Below are 17,827 nucleotides of genomic sequence, written 5' to 3'. Positions count from 1 at the left end.
GCGCGGGGGCGCCCGACAGACGTCCTGCACCGAGCCACGCGCTCCCTCCTCCCCCCTTCCCCCTCCCCCCTCCCCGCTCAGTCCTCGAACAGCGGCTCCTGCTCGCCCTCCTTGTCCTTGCGCACCCGCTTGGTCCGCGCCCCCACCACCAGCGCCGTGGCCGCGCCCGTCGCGGCGAGCGCCGCCGGCACCATCCAGCCGCGGTCGAAGACGTGGCGGAACGCGTGGTCCAGGGACAGCCGGCCCGGTCCCGTGATCGCGAGCCCCGCGGCGGCCAGGCCGAGGGTCGCCGCGTACTCGTAGCCGCCCTCCGTGTTGAAGAAGCCGTTCGGCGTGTGCACCGCGGCGGCGCCCGCCATGGCGCCCGCGGCGGCCGCACCCGCCGCCGGCGTGGCGAGGCCCAGCGCGAGCAGCGTGCCGCCGCCCGTCTCGGCCAGTCCCGAGGCCCTCGCGCTCGCCTTGCCCGGTTCGTATCCGACGGACTCCATGAAGGCTCCCGTGCCCTCGATGCCGTGCCCGCCGAACCAGCCGAAGAGCTTCTGCGTGCCGTGCGCGGCCAGCACCCCGCCCGTGCCCAGACGGAGCAGCAGCAGCCCCAGGTCGTGTCGGTTGAACTTGGTCGCGTTTGTCGACTTCTTCACAGCGGCTCCTGAGCACAGTGGACAACGAGCGGACAACGAGCGGACGACGAGCCGGCGACGAGCGGACGACGACCGGCTGAGGAGTGGACAGCGACTGTCACGTCCCTGACGTCCCCTCCCGCGTTTCCACCGTCGCACCGATGACACCTTCCGCACCGCCCCTCGCGGCCGATCGGGTGTCTCCGCACGTTCCCCGCAGGGCTGTCCCGGGCCCCGCCACCCGTACCGCCCTCCCAGGTGGCGGGCCCCCTGACCCGGTGTGAGGCTGGCGAGCATGACGATTCAGGTGGCCAGGCTCAAGGACCCCACGGTCCGCGCATTCGTCAGCGCCGTGAACGCGCATGACCGTCAGGCCTTCCAGGCGATCCTCGCCCCGGACGCGACCATGTCCGACGACGGCTCCGACCGCGACCTCGACGAGTGGACGGAGGAGGAGATCTTCTCCACCCACGGCCACATGGACGTCGACAACGAGTCCAGGGGCGGCCGCGCCCTCATCGCCCGCTACAGCAACGACACCTGGGGCGAGATGCGCACGAGGTGGAACTTCACCGTGGACGACGACGGCAGGATCACCCGCTTCGAGACCGGCCAGGCCTGAACGAGCCGACGATCGTCCGGAAAAGACCCCTGCCAGGCCCTTGCCCTAGCGCGCACTCCAACTCCTAGCGTTCCCGGGCATGGAGACCAGCGAGCAGGTCGAGCACAGCGAGAACAGTGAACACAGCGAACACGGGGCGACACGCACCCTGGGACGCAGCGGCATCCAGGTCAGCGCACTCGGCTTCGGGTGCTGGGCCATCGGCGGCGAGTGGCAGCGCCCCGACGGGCAGCCCCTGGGCTGGGGCAAGGTCGACGACGAGGAGTCCGTACGGGCGATCCGGCGCGCCCTCGACCTGGGCGTCACCTTCTTCGACACGGCGGACGCCTACGGCACGGGGCACAGCGAGCGGCTGCTCGGCCGTGCCCTCGGCAAGCGCCGGGACGAGGTCGTCGTCGCCACCAAGTGGGGCAACCTCTTCGACGAGCACACCCGGACCGCCGACGGACAGGACGACTCCCCGGCCCACGCGCGCCGCGCGCTGACCGCGTCCCTGGAACGGCTGGGCACCGACCACATCGACCTCTACCAGTTCCACATGAACGACGGCGACCCCGAGCGGGCGGCCGAACTGCGCGAGCTCTGCGAGGAGTTCGTACGGGAAGGGCTCATCCGCTCGTACGGCTGGAGCACCGACGACGCCGAGCGGGCGGCCGTGTTCGCCGAGGGCCCGCACTGCACGGCCGTGCAGCACGCGATGAACCTGCTGCAGGACGCGCCCGAGATCGTCGCGCTGTGCGAGAAGCTGAACCTCGCCAGCGTCAACCGCAGCCCGCTCGCCATGGGCCTGCTGACGGGCAAGCACACGGCGGGCAAGCGCCTGGAGGCCGGGGACATCCGTAGCGCGCCGCCCGCCTGGCTGCCGGGGTTCACCGAGGGAACCGGCGCCGACGCGGACTGGCTGGGGCGCGTCGAGTCGCTGCGGGACATCCTCACCAGCGAGGGCCGTACGCTCGCCCAGGGCGCCCTCGCCTGGCTGTGGGCGCGCAGCCCGCGTACCGTCCCGATCCCCGGTTTCCGCTCGGTCGCCCAGGCCGAGGAGAACGCGGGCGCCCTCGCGAAAGGGCCGCTCACCGCCGGGCAGATGGCCGAGATCGACCAGGTGCTCGGCCGCTGAGCGACCCTGTCAAGGCGTCAGCCCACGCGCTGCTCCGTCAGCGTCAGCTCCCCCGCCTTGATGGTCGCCAGCCGGGGCGACCTGCGGGCGATCGACGAGTCGTGCGTGACCAGCACGAAGGTGAGGCCCTGCTCCCGCCACAGCCCTTCGAGCAGGGCCATGATCTCGTCGCGGGTGCCCTCGTCGAGGTTGCCCGTCGGTTCGTCGGCCAGCAGCACCTTCGGCTGCTTCACCAGCGCCCGCGCGATAGCCACGCGTTGCTGCTGGCCGCCTGACATCTCGGACGGCACGTGGGTCAGCCGTTCGCCGAGGCCCACGGAGCGGAGTGCCTCGGCCGCCCGCTCGCGCCGTTCGGCCGCCTTGACGCCGAGCGGGACGAGCGCGGTCTCGACGTTCTCCTGCGCGGTCAGCGTCGGAATGAGGTTGAACGACTGGAAGATGATGCCGATCTTCTCGGCGCGCAGCCGGGTCAGCCTGGCCTCGCCGATCGTGGCGAGGTCCACGCCGTCCAGTTCGACGCTGCCCAAGGACGGGCGGTCCAGGCCGCCGATCATCTGCAGGAGGGTGGACTTGCCGCCGCCCGTGGGGCCCTGGATGACGAGTTGGTCGCCGTCCTCGATGGCGAGGTCGATGCCGCGCAGCGCCTCCACCGTCTCCTTGCCCCGCGTGTAGCGCTTGGTGACGCCGGTCAGCTTGTACATGGGGATCCGTTCTCCGTACGTCGAAAGGGGAGGGCGTAAGGGAGTGGCTGCTACGACACGCTGCGCAGAGCGTCCGCCGGCCGCATCCGCGACGCCCGCCAGCCGCCCATCGCCCCGGCGACCAGACCGCCGGTGATGGCGAGGCCCGCCGCGAGCGCGATGGTGGTGAGGGAGACCGGCGCGGACAGGGCGATGTCCAGGGTGTTGGCCGCCGCCTGCTGACCAGGGCCGCCGCCACCGCCGGGCCCGCCGCCCATTCCCCCACCGCCACCGCCACCGCCACCGACACCGCCGCCCGCACCCGCGCCCAGTTGCGCGGTGAGGGTCGGGCTGATCGCGGTCACGGTGTACGCGGCCGCGAGCCCGAGGCCGATGCCCAGCGCGCCGCCGAGCAGACCGTTCACCATCGACTCGCCGACGACCTGTCGGGTGACCCGGCGGCTGGGCCAGCCGAGCGCCTTCAGCGTGCCGAACTCACGGACCCGGCGGGACACCGCCGACGAGGTGAGCAGCGCGGCCACCAGGAACGCGGCGGCCAGCACCGCGATCGACAGCCACTTGCCGACGCCGGCCGCGAGGTTCGAGGCCGTGGTCAGCGAACCGGAGACGGTCTCGGCGAGGTCGGCGGAGGTCGTCACCGTCGTACCGGAGATGTTCTTCTGGATCGTCGACTTGACGGCCGTGATCTGCTGCGAGTCGGTCGCCTTCACGTAGATGGTGGTGACCTTGTTCTTGGCGTCGCCCAGCGTCTGCGCCTGCTTCAGCGGCAGGTAGACGTCGGTGGTCGACTCGCTGCTGTCGGGCGTGGCGATGCCGATGATCTTGTACTTGGTGCCGGAGATCTTGAAGGTCTCGCCGACGGTGTACTTGTTCTCCTTGGCGTACGACTTGCTGACCACCGCGACCTTCGCGTTGGTCTGGGAGCTCGTGAACGCCGCACCCTTGGTGATCTTCGAGGTGGCGAGCGGGCCGAGGTCCAGGTTCGTGACGTCCACGCCCGCGACGGAGTACGAGTTCACGCCGAAGGAGGCCCCGCCGCCCTGGACCTGAGGCTGACCGCTACCGCTACCGCTGCCCGAGCCGCCGGAACTGCCACCGGGGCCGCCCTGACCGCCGCCCTGCTGCTGCGAGGAGTTGTCGGTCTGCGCCTTGCCCCGGGTGAAGGAGCCGTCGACCTTGGTGACGTTCAGGCTCAGCGCGCCCACCGCCTCCGCCACGCCCTTCTGGTCGGCCACCTTCGTGACCAGCGACGACTTCAGGGTCTGCCCGCCCTGAGTCATCACCCGGTCGGAGCTCTGCTGCTCGTCGTCGTCCGAGCTCGCGTCGAACTCGAATCTGGGTCCGTTCTGCTGGTCGTTGCCGGAGGGGGCCTGACGGGCCTTGGTGACGGTCATGTCGGTGCCGAGGCCGTAGAGCGACTTCAGGACCTTGTCCTGCGCCTGCTGCATGCCGGCCGACACCGAGGTGACGGTGATGACGAGTGCGATACCGAGCGCCAGACCCATGGCCACGAGCAGGGCCGCCTTCTTGCGCCGGCTCAGCTCGCGCTTGAGATAGATGCCAAACATCCCGTTCCTCGAAAGGTTCTTGGCGCCCGCTGTGGGCGCGGCCACAAGCTAGGGAGGAACCTTTGAGGAGACATAAGTAAGGGATGTGTGTGAGCTGAGAAGTGAGTGTCCTGCATCATATTTCGATAAGACAGCCCATCCTCAGACGGTCGAGGGCGTACTGCCAGGAAACCCCTGTTCGCTGGTGTCCCGGACGGCCTTGCCGGGCCCGTCGCCGCGGCCACCCCGGTGGTGTTTCCGCCTTTCCTTGGTCTTTCTGTGACCGTGCCATGACCCGGCTTTTGCCCTGCCGTTGTCGGTAACCATGGATTGCCTTGTACGGTCCCCGAATGCGCGCAACCTCTACGCATCCTCCGAGTACCGCCGGCCCGCGTACCGCCCAGCTGTCCCGCCGTGCCGCCCTCGGTCTCGGTCTGGCAGCGGCCCTCCCGGTGGCGGCGGCCGGGCCCGCCTCCGCCTCGGCCGCTTCCGTCATCGGTGGCGAACAGCTCGCCCGTGACGGAGTCCAGGTGCGCGGAGCCTCCGGGCCGCCCGCCGTCACGGCCCGCGCCTGGCTGGTGGCCGACCAGCACAGCGGCGAGGTGCTCGCCTCCTACCGGGCACACCGGCGTCTGGCGCCCGCCTCCACGCTGAAGATGCTCTTCGCGGACACCGTGCTCGCCAAGTTCCCGCACACCACGAAGCACACGGTGACCGCCGAGGACCTCGCCGACATCCCGGCGGGCTCCAGCCTCGTCGGCATCCAGGCCGGCACCACGTACACCGTCGAACAGCTGTGGCAGGGCGTGTTCCTCCGCTCGGGCAACGACGCGGTGCACGTGCTGAGCCACATGAACGGCGGCGTCGCCCGGACGGTCGCCGAGATGCAGGCCAAGGCCAAGGACCTCCAGGCCCTGGACACGCACGTGGTCAGCCCCGACGGCTTCGACCACAAGGGGCAGCTCTCCTCGGCGTACGACCTGACGCTCTTCGCCCGCCAGGGGCTGCGGAACGACGACTTCCGTGCCTACTGCTCCACGAGGACGGCCGACTTCCCGGCCGGCGGCAGGAAGACCTTCCAGATCCAGAACACCGACCGTCTGCTGACGGGCGCGTGGGGGATGCCCACGTACGACGGCCTGATCGGCGTCAAGAACGGCTACACCACCGACGCGGGCAACACCTTCACCGGAGCCGCCACCCGCGACGGCCGCACCCTCCTCGTCACCGTCCTGCATCCGAAGCCCGCCGGGAACGGCGTGTACGAGGAGACGGCCGCGCTGCTCGACTGGGGGTTCCGGGCGGCCGGACGCGCCGAGCCCGTCGGCACCCTGGTCAGGCCGGTGAGCGAGGGCGGGGCCGCGGATACGGCCACGGACGCGCCCCGACAGAAGGCGGGGAGGACGGCGGCGGCCGGAGCCCCCGGCGCCGCGGGTCCCTCACCGTGGAGGCTGGCGGAGGGGGGCGCGGGAACGGCCGCCCTGCTGGCGGCGGGGGTGTACGCGCTGCGCAACCGCGTGCGTGGACGTGAGCGCGGACGCGAGCGCGCGGAAGCCGCTCGGGCGGGCGGCCGGCACCGGCGCTGAGGCGCGGCCCTGCCGGCTGAGGCCGAGGGGCCGTCGTGGGGCCCTCGTGGGGCCGCGATGGGGCAGCCGTAGGCAGCTGTGGGGAGTCGTGGGCAGTCGTTCCACGGTCCGGTGCTTCCTCGCGGTCCCACGCGAGATCCGCCCCCAGTCCGGACCATGGAACGACTGCCGCCATCCCCCCTCGCCATGGATTGCGGAAGCCTTGTGCTCCAAGTGTGAAGCTTTGGTGCAGGAGTGTTGAGCATAATCCCGCCACATGCCCAAACGGTCCGGAGTTCTACATTCCGCTTGTGTGGATCTGGAAGTCGCGGCTTCCGCTGCCGCTGTCAGCCGCGTCCCACGTACGGCATGTTCGTCGCCAGCACCGTCGCGAACTGCACGTTCGCCTCCAGTGGCAGCTCCGCCATGTGGCGTACCGTGCGCGCCACGTCGGCCACGTCCATCACGGGCTCGGCCGCGAGCTGCCCGTTCGCCTGGAGCACCCCCTGCTGCATCCGTTCGGTCATGTCGGTCGCCGCGTTGCCGATGTCGATCTGGCCGACGGCGATGCGGTACGGCCGGCCGTCCAGTGACAGCGCCTTGGTGAGGCCGGTCAGCGCGTGCTTGGTCGCCGTGTACGCCACCGAGTGCGGGCGGGGCGCGTGCGCCGAGATCGAGCCGTTGTTGATGATCCGGCCGCCCTGAGGGTCCTGCTCCTTCATCCGGCGGTACGCCGCCTGGGCGCACAGGAACGCTCCGTTGAGGTTGGTGTCCACCACGTGCCGCCAGGCCGAATGGTCCAGTTCCTCGACCGGCACGCCGCCCGGCCCGAACGTCCCCGCGTTGTTGAAGAGCAGGTCCAGCCGGCCGAACCGGTCGTGCGCGGCGGCGAAGAGGGCCGCGACGTCCTCGGCCCGTGAGACGTCGGTGGGAACGGTGAGCGCCTCCGGGTGACCGGCCGCCGTCTCGGCCAGCTTCTCCTCCCGGCGGCCCGCGAGCACCACCGACCAGCCCGTCCGCAGGAGCTCCTGCGACACGGCACGACCGATTCCGGAGCCCGCGCCTGTCACGATCGCGATCTTCGTTTGCGTACTCTTCATGAAATCGCAGCGTAGGCGAGCGTCCGCCATACGGAACTCACCTGTCCGACATCTGACTGTTGTGTACGTGACAGGTTCGCGTCGACCCTGGCCACTCCAATGCCTCGTACAACCACCGTCAGGGGAGGGCCAGATGACACCCGCAGCCCATCAGCCACCGCACACCCCCTCACCGTCCGACGCCTCGCGACACGACCACGAACTCCGTGCCGCCGCGCGTCACCTGGGGCGCCGCCGCTTCCTCACCGTCACCGGTGCCGCCGCCGCGCTCGCCTTCGCCACCAACCTGCCGACCGCCGGTGTGGCGAGCGCCGCCGAGCTCGACGCGGCACAGATCACCGAGAACCCGTTCACGCTCGGCGTCGCCTCCGGCGACCCGCTCTCCGACTCCCTGCTCCTGTGGACGCGGCTCGCCCCGTCGCCGTACGAGCCCGACGGCGGACTGCCCGCCGAACGGGTCACCGTGCGCTGGGAGCTGGCCCACGACGAGAACTTCCGACGCGTCGTCAGACGCGGCACCGCCACCGCCCACCCCGAGTTCCAGCACTCCGTGCACGTCGAGATCGGGTTCCTGGAGCCCGGGCGCGTGTACTACTACCGCTTCCGCGTGGGTGACTGGATCAGCGAGACGGCCCGTACGCGCACCGCGCCCGGCCGCTACGGCCTCACGACCCCGCTCACCTTCGCGGCCGTCTCCTGCCAGGCGTACCACGACGGCTACTACACCGCGTACCGGCACCTGGCGGCCGACGACGTCGACGTCGTCTTCCACCTCGGTGACTACCTGTACGAGTACGCCGTGAACTCCGTCGGCGGAAACCGCAAGTACACCGACCGCACGCTGCCCGCCGTCTTCAACCGCGAGACGGTCACCCTGGAGGACTACCGCCTGCGGTACTCCCTCTACAAGAACGACCCCGACCTGCGGGCCGCCCACGCCGCGCACCCCTTCGTCGTCACCTGGGACGACCACGAGACCGAGAACAACTACGCCGGCGACGTCGACGAGAACGGCAACCCGCCCGAGGAGTTCCTGCTGCGCCGCGCCGCCGCGTACCGCGCGTACTGGGAGAACCAGCCGCTGCGCAGCCCGCAGCGCCCCGACGGCCCCGACATGAAGCTCTACCGCCGCCTGCACTGGGGCCGCCTCGCCCAGTTCGACATCCTCGACACCCGCCAGTACCGCGACGACCAGGCCAACGGCGACGGCTGGCAGCCCCGAACCCCCGAGTCCGAGGACCCCTCGCGCACCCTGACCGGCGCGACCCAGGAGCGCTGGCTGCTGGACGGCTGGCAGAAGTCGCGGGCCGTGTGGAACGTCGTCCCGCAGCAGGTCACCTTCTCCCAGCGCCGCAGCACCACCGGCGCCACCTACACGGTCTCGATGGACTCCTGGGACGGCTACCCCGGCTCGCGCGAGCGTCTGCTGGCGGGCGCCCAGGCGGCTGGCATCGAGAACCTGATGGTCCTGACCGGTGACGTGCACGTCGGCTACGCCTTCGACATCAAGCGCGACTTCGACGACCGCTCCTCCCGCACGGTCGGCACGGAGATCGTCGCCACGTCCATCACCAGCGGCGGCAACGGCTCGGACAAGCCCGCCAACTGGGACACGTACATGGCGGCCAACCCGCACATGAAGTTCTACAATGGGCGGCGCGGCTACGTGACCGTCGCTCTGGACGAGGGTGCCGCGCGGGCCGACTTCAAGACCCTGACCGCGGTGACCACTCCGGGGGCGGCCCTCACCACGGTCGCGTCCTTCGTGACGGAGGCGGGGGAGCCGGGGCTCAAGCCGGCGTAGCCACCGGCCCGGACTCCTCCGGCGCGGTCTCCTCCCGCTCGCCCGGGTAGCGGACGCCGACGCGGTCCCGTATCGCGTCGAGCGTCCGCATCACGGCGAGGGTGCCTTCCAGGGGAACCAGGGGCGACTCGGTCTCACCGGCGCGCAGGGCGCGCATGACCTCGCGGGCCTCGTGCTTGAGGCTGTTGCGGGGGCCGTCGGCCGGGTCCGCGGCGAAGGTCTCCGGGTCGCGCCCGTCGCGGTGCAGGACGAAGTGGTCCGGGAAGAAGAAGCCGTTCGGCACGTCGATACGGCCCTTCGAGCCGGTGACCGACGCGGACGTGGACGTGCCGCCGGTGATGGAGCAGTGCACCGAGGCGAGAGCACCGCTCTCCCACGAGAGCAGCGCACCCGTCTGCAGATCGACGCCCTCGTCGGAGAGCACCGCTCGCGCCGTCACGTCCGAGGGCTCCCCGAGCAGCAGGTGGGCGAAGGAGACCGGATAGACGCCGAGGTCCAGCAGCGCGCCCCCGCCCTGGGCCGGGTCGCGCAGCCGGTGCGACGGCGGGAACGGACCCGCGAGACCGAAGTCGGCCTGCACGGTGCGGACCTCACCGATCACCCCGTCGCCCACCATGCCCGCCAGGCGCCTCACCAGCGGATTGCAGTACATCCACATGGCCTCCATCAGGAAGCCGCCGCGCTCCTTCGCCAGCGCGACGAGCTCACCGGCCTCCCGCGCGTTCAGCGTGAACGCCTTCTCGCACAGCACGTTGCGCCCGGCCTCCAGGCACATCCCGGCGGCGGCCCGGTGCGCGGCGTGCGGCGTGGCGACGTACACGACGTCCACGTCGTCGTCCTCGGCGAGGGCGCCCCACTCGCCGTACGCCCGCGCTATCCCGAACCGTTCGGCGAACGCCTTCGCCGACTCGGGACTGCGCGACGCCACCGCCACGACCTCGGCGTCCGGCAGGTCCACCAGGTCGGCCGTGAACGCCGCCGCGATCCCTCCGGTCGCCAGGACTCCCCATCGCACCGGTCGGCCGGCCATGTCCCACCCCTTGATCAGTGACCCCGAACACTCTGTTCGAACTGAGAGCATAGGTGGCGGACCGAACGGAGAGGGAGGGGCACATGCCCGAGCGTGGCCGTACCACGCGGGACCAGGAAGGCCCTCAGGGGCACATACCGAACACGGCGGTGGCGGAACCGGCACCGGACATGGCTGGAAACCCAGCCGGAAACACGGCCGGAAACACGGCCGGAAACACGGTCAGGATCACAGCCGGAAACACGGCCGGAGACCGGGCCGGCGAACCCGCACCGCCGTCGAGCGGACCGGGCCGCGACGCGCTGCGCCGCACCGGCCTCCTCGTCACCCTTCTCCTCGGCGGCCTCACCGCCACGCCCCCGCTGGCGATGGACATGTACCTCCCGTCCCTGCCGGAGGTCACCAACTCCCTGCACGCGCCCGCCACGACCGTCCAGCTCACCCTCACCGCCTGCCTCGCCGGCATGGCGCTGGGCCAGATGATCGTCGGCCCGATGAGCGACCGCTGGGGCCGCAGACGGCCCTTGCTGTCCGGACTGCTCGTCTACGTCGTCGCCACCGCGCTGTGCGCGCTCGCGCCCACCGTGGAGTTCCTCATCGCCTTCCGGCTCGCCCAGGGCCTCGCCGGGGCGGCCGGGATCGTGATCGCGCGGGCGGTGGTCCGCGACCTGTACGACGGCGTGGCCATGGCCCGCTTCTTCTCGACCCTCATGCTGGTCTCCGGGGTGGCGCCGATCGTCGCGCCGCTGATCGGCGGTCAGATCCTGCGCGTCACCGACTGGCGGGGCGTGTTCGTCGTCCTCATCGTCCTCGGGCTCGCGCTGACGGCCCTCGTCTGGTGGCGGCTCCCCGAGACCCTGGCCCCCGCCGAACGGCACCAGGGAGGCGTGGGCGAGACCCTGCGCGCGATGCGCCGGCTCCTCGCCGACCGCGTGTTCACCGGCTACACGCTGACGGGCGGGTTCGCCTTCGCCGCGCTGTTCGCGTACATCAGCGCCTCCCCCTTCGTGATCCAGGAGATCTACGGCGCCTCACCGCAGACGTTCAGCCTGCTCTTCGGCGTCAACTCCGTCGGCCTCGTGATCGCCGGTCAGATCAACGGCAAGGTCCTGGTCGGCCGCGTCGGCCTGGACAAGGTGCTGGCGACCGGCCTCGCGATCGTGACGCTGTCGGCGACCGCGCTGCTGCTGATGTCGACCGGCGTGTTCGGCGAGGTGGGGCTCTGGCCGGTGGCGACGGCCCTGTTCGTCCTCATGACCGCGATGGGCATCACCCTGCCCAACACCCAGGCCATGGCCCTGATGCGGGTAAGGCACGCGGCCGGTTCGGCGTCCGCGCTGCTCGGCACGTCCTCGTTCCTCATCGGCGCGATCGCCTCGCCGCTCGTCGGCGTCGCGGGCGAGGACACCGCCGTCCCGATGGCCGTCGTCCAACTGGCGGCCGTACTGGTGGCCGTCGCCTTCTTCATGGCACTCTGCCGCCCCTGGACCACACGAGCCACCGAGAGCCTGGGAGAGGACAGCTGAGCGCCCCGAGACTGCGCACCGGCACCCCGGAACGGGCCGGTCTTGACCCCGGCCACCTGCGTCACCTCGTGGACGAGGTCAGGGCCCGCACGGAAGGGTCCCCGACCGGGGCCGGGCAGGAGCGCCCGTGGGCCGCGGGCGCCGTCGTGGTCGCGGGGCGCGGCCCCGTCGTCGCCGTGGAGGAGGCGATGGGCTGGGCGGTGCGGTACGCGTCGTACGACGAGACGAGTGACACGGCGGTGGAGCTCCCGCCCGAAGGCCGCGTGGCGGCGACCGTGGACACGCCCTTCGACCTGGCCTCCCTCACCAAGCTGTTCACGGCGGTCGCCGCGGTCCAGCAGATGGAGCGGGGCACCCTCGGGATCGACGCGCGCGTGGGGGCGTACCTGCCGGACTTCACGGGCGCCGCCGAGCACGACGTGACGGTACGCCAGCTCCTCACCCACACCTCCGGCCTGCGCCCCGAGCTCCCGCTGTACGACTGCCCGACGGACGAGGCCCGCCTGGACCTGCTGCGCGCGGAGACACCGACGACGCGGCCGGGCACGGAGTACCGCTACTCGGACCTGAACATGCTCCTGCTGCAACACCTCCTGGAGCGCCTCACGGGCCGGGGACTCGACATCCTGATCCGCGACGGCATCACCCGCCCCCTGGGGATGACGTCGACCACCTTCGGCCCGTGCCCCGGCGCGGCGGCCACGGAGGACCAGCGCCGCCCCTGGGCCAAGGCGGACCGCGGCATGCTCCGCGGCGACGTCCACGACGAGAACGCCTGGGCCCTCGGCGGGGTCGCGGGCCACGCGGGCCTGTTCTCCACGGCACGGGACCTGGCGGTCTTCTGCCGCACCCTGCTCGCGGGCGGCTCGTACGGGCCCGCCCGCATCCTCGGCCCCGACCTCGTCGAACTCATGCTCACCCCACCGGGCCTGGGCCTCGCCCTGGACCAGCCGTGGTTCATGGGCGAACTGGCCGGCCGCGGCGCGGCCGGCCACACCGGCTTCACGGGAACGTCCCTGGTCCTGGACCCGGCCACGGACACCTTCCTGGTCCTCCTGGCCAACACGGTCCACCCCCGCCGCCGCGCGCTTCCCGACAACCGGGTCAGGGCGAGGGCGGGGACGCGGGTCGCCCGGGCGGTCCGGGGGGCGTGAGGGCTGACCCGGCGGTGGTCGCCGGGTGAAGCCGGTGCGGGCATCGGCGAGGGCTCCGGGCAGTCCGCCGCGCGCCATAGAATCGGCCACGTGAACGTCCCCGTCTCCCCAGCCGATTCCCTGCGTGCCGCTCTGGACGGGCTGCTCGACGGGCTGCCGCCGAAGGTGGCCTCGCAGGCGGTCGAGCGGTTGATCGCGAACTACCGGGGGCGGACGCCGACGGACGCGCCGGTGCTGCGGGACCGGTCGGACGTCGTCGCGTACGCCGCGTACCGGATGCCGGCGACGTTCGAGGCGGTGTGCTCGGCGCTGGAGGCGTTCGCGGAGACCGTGCCCTCGTGGATGCCCGGCAGTCACGTGGACGTGGGCGGTGGTACCGGCGCGGCGACCTGGGCCGTCAACGCCGTGTGGGCGGGGGAGCGGCCGGTCACGGTGCTCGACTGGGCCGAGCCCGCGCTGGCGCTCGGGCGGGAGATCGCCGCGGCCAACCCGGAGTTGAAGGGCGCCGAGTGGCGGCGTTCTCGTATCGGAGCGGCGCTCGCCATCGAGAGCACTGATCTCGTCACCGTCTCCTACGTCCTCGGCGAACTGACCGACGCCGACCGCGATGCCGTCGTGGACGCCGCCGCGGCCGCGGCCCCGGCCGTGGTGATCATCGAGCCCGGCACCCCCGGCGGGTACGCCCGCGTCATCGAGGCCCGCGCCCGGCTCGTCCGCGCCGGATTCCGCGTCGCCGCCCCCTGCCCGCACAGCGCGGCCTGCCCCATCGTGCCCGGCGAGGACTGGTGCCACTTCTCCGCCCGGGTCAGCCGCTCCTCCCTCCACCGCCAGGTCAAGGGCGGGTCACTCGCGTACGAGGACGAGAAGTTCAGCTACGTCGCCGCCGTACGGGAGCCGGACACCGGAGAGCCGGAGACTGGAGAGTCGGACACCGCGGGGCCGGAGACCGAGCCGGCGCCCTCCCGTATCGTGCGCAAGCCCCAGATCCGCAAGGGCCAGGTGCTCCTCGACCTGTGCGAGACCGACCCCTCCCTCCGCCGCTCCACCGTCACCAAGCGCCACGGGCCGCTCTACAGGGCCGCCCGTGACGCCGACTGGGGGGACGCCTGGCCGCCGGCCGGGGAGCGCGGCTGAGGGCGGAGAGTCCTGGCCCCGCCCTCGGCCTCTTCCCGGTCACGACTTCTTGCCGGTCGCGCGTCCTTCCTGGAGCTTGCGCAACAGCTCCCGTTTCTGGGCCTGGGCGTCCTGACCGCCGCCCACCGCGCCTGAGCGGCCCCCGCCCCGGAGGGCCCTGCGGCTGATCTTGCTGCGGGTGCCCCCGACTCCCAGCATGTTTCCGGCTCCGCCTCGGGTCATGGCGGGCCTCCCTTCGTCTCGGCGTCCGTCGTTTCCACAGCTCGCGAGCCCGTGATTGGTGTGACGACACGTATCGTCTCGTGAACTCGCTCCACGAGCGTGCGGCGAGACGCTGCGTCTTGTCAACTGATAAATTTGGCCGCATGAGCCAGAAGACCGCCCCCGACTCCACCCGCCGCAGCGAGAAGTCGCGCCGCGCCATCTACGACGCCGCCCTCGCCCTCGTCGTGGAGGCCGGTTACGCGAAGACCACCATCGAGGGCATCGCCGCCCGCGCCGGAGTCGGCAAGCAGACGATCTACCGGTGGTGGCCGTCGAAGGCGGACGTACTGCTGGAGGCCTTCCTCGATCTGAGCGAGCAGTACGCCGAGGCCGTGGCCACGCCGGAGGAGTTGCAGCACGGGATCCCGGACACCGGTGACCTGGCCGCCGACCTCAAGTACGTTCTGCGCGCCACCGTCGACGAACTCCTGGAGCCGAGGTTCGAGGCGCCCTCCCGGGCCCTGGCCGCCGAGGGGGTCGTCAGCGAGCAGTTCGCCACCCAGGTCGTCTCCCGGCTGCTGGAACCCTCGCTCCAGCTCTACGTCCGGAGGCTGAAGGCCGCTCAGGACGCCGGAGACGTACGCCGCGACATCGACCCGCGCATCGCCCTCGAACTCTTCGTGTCCCCGCTCGCCCAGCGCTGGCTCCAGCGCACCGGGCCCATCACCTACGAGTACACGGACGCGCTCGTCGACTATGCCCTCAACGGACTGGCTCCTCGCTGAGCTTCAGCCGAAGGTGTGACCAAAGCGACCACGACGGTCCCGCAACGCCCCGGAACCGCGTGGCAAATCATGCCAAAGCGCTCAATAACCCTCGATCCCTGACGAGGGTTGGCATCACCCCACCTGCCCCGGATGCGGTCTCCGGCCACCCGAAGCGCAGGATGGTGGGACCATGGGGGCATGCTGTCCGCACCACAGCAAGGCGAGGGGATACATGAGCGCTGAGTTCGGCCGCCGCTCCGGCGGACAGGGCAGGATCTCCCAGTGGCTGCGCGGTCGTCGCACCGACCCCAAGGCCGAAGACAGTGGCCGTGAAGCCCTGTTGCTCGCCGCCGCCGGTGCGGGACTGCCGCTCGCGCCGGCCGCGTACCCGTCCGGTTACCGCTGTTCGTGCGACCGGGTCGGCTGTCCCACCCCCGCGCGTCACCCCGTCTCGTTCGCCTGGCAGACGCAGTCCACCACCGACCGCGCCCAGATCGAGCGCTGGGCCCGCCACCAGCCGCAGGCCAACTTCATCACCGCGACCGGCATGGTGCACGACGTGCTCGACGTGCCCTTCGACGCCGGACGTGAGGCGCTGGAGCGGCTCCTCGCCTCCGGGATCGAGGTCGGACCCGTGGCCGAGACCGGCGACGGGCGCATGCTGTTCTTCACCCTCACCCGCGGCACGCCCGAGGACGAGGACGAGTGGTGGCCCTGCGAACTGGACTGCCACCCCGAGACCATGGACGAGCACCCCGGACTGCGCTGGCACTGCCGCGGCAGTTACGTCCTCGTACCGCCCGCCCAGCTCCCCGGTGACCTCACCGTCCAGTGGGTGCGGGGCCCCGAGCATCCGCTGCCCGACCCGCTGAGCCTGCTGGAGATCCTCACCGACGAGTGCTCCCGGTACGTGGGGGAGGAGCAGGACCACGCGACGGCGGCCTGGCCCCTGCGCGGCTGAGCCGCTCCCGGCGGCCCGGCCCACCTCACCCCGTCCGGAAGCCCTATTCGCCCTTCACGCTCGTCAGCCCGTCCACCCGGCTCAGGAACTTCACCTGCTGGTCCGACGCCGACTTCGCCGGGTCCAGGACCACCTGGTTGGACACCCGCTGCAGCGTCAGCGCGGACTTGACCTCGCCGGTCAGCAGGGCCTGGACCGCGGGGTCGACGTCGAGGTCGACACCGGGTGCGGCCGTCTGCTTCTCGTAGTGGTGCGTGGCGAAGAAGACCAGGGCCCCGCCGTCCGTCGTGCGCAGACCCACGGGGGCGTAGTCGCCCTTCGACAGCGGCTCGTCGATGTACTGGCGGGCGAGCCCCGGCGTGTTCGCGTCCTTCTCGCGGTCGGACCGCCACACGGAGGTGTGCCTGCCGGGCGCGAAGGCCTCATCTCCGGTACCGGCGGAACCCTTCGCCTTCAGGTACGACGCGTACTCCTCGCCCAGCTCGTCCGGGGCTATCGCCAGTGCCGCGTCATCGGCCGGGACGGTCTGCGCGTAACCGTCCTTGTCCTTCTTGAACTCCGGTACGTCGTCGGAGGCGACGATCGTCAGGTACGACACCGCCCACACGTCGTTCGCGTCGGAGCGCGTGAACACCAGCAGCCAACGGGTGCTCTTCAGGCCCTTGTTGGCGGCCGTGTCGGCGACGAACCAGCGCGGCCAGCCCGCCTTCTCGGGGATCGTGAACTTCGCGTCCGTCAGCTTCAGCGGCGAGTACGACGGATTGCCGTCCGGGCTGTTCTTGCGGCCCGCCCTCAGCTTCGCGCCGTCGATGTCCCGGAGCGCGCCGGTGACCCGCTCCGCGTCCGCGGCCTGGTCGTACGTCTTGTCGGCCTTGTTGTACGCGTCCGTGAAGTCCCCCAGCGCGCGGGCGGCGTCGGCCCGCGTCGTCGTCGGAACGATCTCCCGCTCGCCGTGGACGACCACACAGCCGCTCGCCGTCACCGACAGCACGGCAACCGACGCGGTCGCCAGGGCGAATCGGCCGTGCCCGCCAAGACGTCCCCCGCCGAGACGTCGCGGACGGTCGTACGTGCCGAGCTGTCGGTGGCCTGTGCGCTCAACCAGCCCTCGACGGCTCCGAACCCCGCGATCCCTGCTCATCAGGTCCTTTCACCTTCCCCTTCCCGGAGGCGAACCCTACCGGGGCCAGGAAGAGCGCGAGCGTCGGGATCAGGTACAGGAGCCATACCGTGACCTGGAGAACGGTCGGATCGGGCTGGAAGTTGAAGATTCCCTTCAGAAGCGTCCCGTACCAACTCGACGGGTCCACGGTGTCGCTGATGTCGAACGCCTTGTCCGTCAGACCAGGCAGGAAGTCCGCCTCCTGCAGATCGTGGAAGCCGTACGCGAGCACGCCCGCCGCCACCACGACCAGCATGCCGCCGGTCCACGTGAAGAACCTGGAGAGATTGATGCGCAGGGCGCCCCGGTAGAAGAGCCAGCCGAGCACGACGGCCGTCAGGATGCCCAACAGCACACCGATCAGCGGGCCTTGGGTGCCGTCGCTGGAGGCGCGCACGGACGCCCACACGAACAGGGCGGTCTCCAGGCCCTCGCGGCCCACCGCGAGGAACGCCGTGGCGACCAGCGCGCCCGTGCCCATCCGCAGGGCAGCGTCCAGCTTGCCGTGCAGTTCGGACTTCAGGTGCCGCGCCGTACGGCGCATCCAGAAGACCATCCACGTCACCAGGCCCACCGCGATGATCGACAGTGAGCCGCCGAGGGCCTCCTGCGCCTCGAACGTCAGCTCCTGCGAGCCGAATTCGAGGACGCAGCCGAAGCCGAGGGCGAGCCCCACCGCGACGCCGATGCCGATCCAGATGGGCTTCAACGCGTCCCGGCGGTCGGTCTTGACCAGGTACGCGATGAGGATGCAGACGACGAGGCTGGCTTCCAGGCCCTCACGCAGACCGATCAGATAGTTCGCGAACACGG

The 17,827-nt window shown here is 71.3% G+C and carries 17 protein-coding genes; 9 read left to right on the top strand and 8 right to left on the bottom strand.

Annotated features, from left to right (window positions below):
* Nucleotides 1-77: 77 nt before the first annotated feature.
* Nucleotides 78-641 (bottom strand): DoxX family membrane protein, encoded by a 564-nt coding sequence (locus tag AB0959_RS13630; protein WP_366826558.1) that lies wholly within the window; start codon nt 639-641, stop codon nt 78-80.
* A 274-nt stretch (nt 642-915) separates the two neighbouring features.
* On the opposite strand from AB0959_RS13630, the gene AB0959_RS13625 reads away from it, so the two are divergent.
* Nucleotides 916-1,242 carry a nuclear transport factor 2 family protein gene (locus AB0959_RS13625; protein WP_366826557.1) on the top strand — a complete coding sequence of 109 codons (327 nt, stop codon included), beginning with the start codon at nt 916-918 and terminating at the stop codon, nt 1,240-1,242.
* Nucleotides 1,243-1,321: 79 nt separating this feature from the next.
* Entirely contained in the window at nt 1,322-2,359 is a 1,038-nt protein-coding gene (locus AB0959_RS13620) for an aldo/keto reductase (RefSeq protein ID WP_366826556.1), read from the top strand.
* Between the two features lie 17 nt (nt 2,360-2,376).
* Here AB0959_RS13620 and AB0959_RS13615 read toward each other — a convergent pair whose 3' ends face one another.
* Together AB0959_RS13615 and AB0959_RS13610 are read right to left on the bottom strand one after the other, a co-directional pair.
* Nucleotides 2,377-3,060, bottom strand: coding sequence for an ABC transporter ATP-binding protein (locus AB0959_RS13615; protein ID WP_366826555.1), 684 nt, complete (start codon nt 3,058-3,060; stop codon nt 2,377-2,379).
* A gap of 50 nt (nt 3,061-3,110) precedes the next feature.
* Entirely contained in the window at nt 3,111-4,628 is a 1,518-nt protein-coding gene (locus tag AB0959_RS13610) for an ABC transporter permease (protein ID WP_366826554.1), read from the bottom strand.
* Between the two features lie 329 nt (nt 4,629-4,957).
* Between AB0959_RS13610 and AB0959_RS13605 the strand changes: the two genes are divergently transcribed.
* Nucleotides 4,958-6,193 carry a D-alanyl-D-alanine carboxypeptidase gene (locus AB0959_RS13605; protein ID WP_366826553.1) on the top strand — a complete coding sequence of 412 codons (1,236 nt, stop codon included), beginning with the start codon at nt 4,958-4,960 and terminating at the stop codon, nt 6,191-6,193.
* 326 nt (nt 6,194-6,519) lie between these two features.
* Here the strand turns inward: AB0959_RS13605 and AB0959_RS13600 are convergent, their stop codons facing one another.
* On the bottom strand, nt 6,520-7,272 hold the full coding sequence (locus tag AB0959_RS13600) for an SDR family oxidoreductase (protein ID WP_366826552.1): 753 nt from the start codon (nt 7,270-7,272) through the stop codon (nt 6,520-6,522).
* A 133-nt stretch (nt 7,273-7,405) separates the two neighbouring features.
* On the opposite strand from AB0959_RS13600, the gene AB0959_RS13595 reads away from it, so the two are divergent.
* Nucleotides 7,406-9,076, top strand: a complete 1,671-nt coding sequence (locus tag AB0959_RS13595; protein ID WP_366826551.1) for an alkaline phosphatase D family protein — start codon at nt 7,406-7,408, stop codon at nt 9,074-9,076.
* Here the strand turns inward: AB0959_RS13595 and AB0959_RS13590 are convergent.
* Complete coding sequence (locus AB0959_RS13590) at nt 9,063-10,106, bottom strand: Gfo/Idh/MocA family oxidoreductase (protein WP_366826550.1); 1,044 nt, start codon at nt 10,104-10,106, stop codon at nt 9,063-9,065. The genes AB0959_RS13595 and AB0959_RS13590 overlap by 14 nt on opposite strands.
* An 83-nt stretch (nt 10,107-10,189) precedes the next feature.
* Between AB0959_RS13590 and AB0959_RS13585 the strand changes: the two genes are divergently transcribed.
* The 3 genes from AB0959_RS13585 to AB0959_RS13575 all read left to right on the top strand — a co-directional run bounded on the left by AB0959_RS13585 (nt 10,190) and on the right by AB0959_RS13575 (nt 13,920).
* Nucleotides 10,190-11,632 (top strand): multidrug effflux MFS transporter, encoded by a 1,443-nt coding sequence (locus AB0959_RS13585; RefSeq protein WP_366826549.1) that lies wholly within the window; start codon nt 10,190-10,192, stop codon nt 11,630-11,632.
* Nucleotides 11,581-12,786, top strand: a complete 1,206-nt coding sequence (locus tag AB0959_RS13580; protein ID WP_366826663.1) for a serine hydrolase domain-containing protein — start codon at nt 11,581-11,583, stop codon at nt 12,784-12,786. Before AB0959_RS13585 ends, AB0959_RS13580 begins: the two co-directional genes overlap by 52 nt.
* A 90-nt stretch (nt 12,787-12,876) precedes the next feature.
* Nucleotides 12,877-13,920, top strand: a complete 1,044-nt coding sequence (locus AB0959_RS13575) for a small ribosomal subunit Rsm22 family protein (protein WP_366826548.1) — start codon at nt 12,877-12,879, stop codon at nt 13,918-13,920.
* A gap of 39 nt (nt 13,921-13,959) precedes the next feature.
* Here the strand turns inward: AB0959_RS13575 and AB0959_RS13570 are convergent, their stop codons facing one another.
* Nucleotides 13,960-14,142 carry a DUF6243 family protein gene (locus AB0959_RS13570; protein WP_366826547.1) on the bottom strand — a complete coding sequence of 61 codons (183 nt, stop codon included), beginning with the start codon at nt 14,140-14,142 and terminating at the stop codon, nt 13,960-13,962.
* A 143-nt stretch (nt 14,143-14,285) separates the two neighbouring features.
* On the opposite strand from AB0959_RS13570, the gene AB0959_RS13565 reads away from it, so the two are divergent.
* Together AB0959_RS13565 and AB0959_RS13560 are read left to right on the top strand one after the other, a co-directional pair.
* Nucleotides 14,286-14,909, top strand: a complete 624-nt coding sequence (locus AB0959_RS13565) for a TetR/AcrR family transcriptional regulator (protein ID WP_366826546.1) — start codon at nt 14,286-14,288, stop codon at nt 14,907-14,909.
* 214 nt (nt 14,910-15,123) lie between these two features.
* Nucleotides 15,124-15,852 (top strand): bifunctional DNA primase/polymerase, encoded by a 729-nt coding sequence (locus AB0959_RS13560; RefSeq protein WP_366826545.1) that lies wholly within the window; start codon nt 15,124-15,126, stop codon nt 15,850-15,852.
* A gap of 43 nt (nt 15,853-15,895) precedes the next feature.
* Here the strand turns inward: AB0959_RS13560 and AB0959_RS13555 are convergent, their stop codons facing one another.
* Nucleotides 15,896-16,993: a hypothetical protein gene (locus tag AB0959_RS13555; RefSeq protein WP_366826544.1), complete on the bottom strand. Its 1,098-nt coding sequence runs from the start codon at nt 16,991-16,993 to the stop codon at nt 15,896-15,898.
* On the bottom strand, nt 16,950-17,825 hold the full coding sequence (gene efeU, locus AB0959_RS13550) for an iron uptake transporter permease EfeU (protein WP_366826543.1): 876 nt from the start codon (nt 17,823-17,825) through the stop codon (nt 16,950-16,952). Before efeU ends, AB0959_RS13555 begins: the two co-directional genes overlap by 44 nt.
* Between the last annotated feature and the right edge of the window lie 2 nt (nt 17,826-17,827).

Origin of the sequence: Streptomyces sp. NPDC046862 (assembly GCF_040704615.1) — a bacterium.
GTDB lineage: Bacteria > Actinomycetota > Actinomycetes > Streptomycetales > Streptomycetaceae > Streptomyces.
The sequence above is the reverse complement of the archived record's forward strand: the minus strand, read 5'-3'. Positions and strand labels throughout refer to the sequence as shown.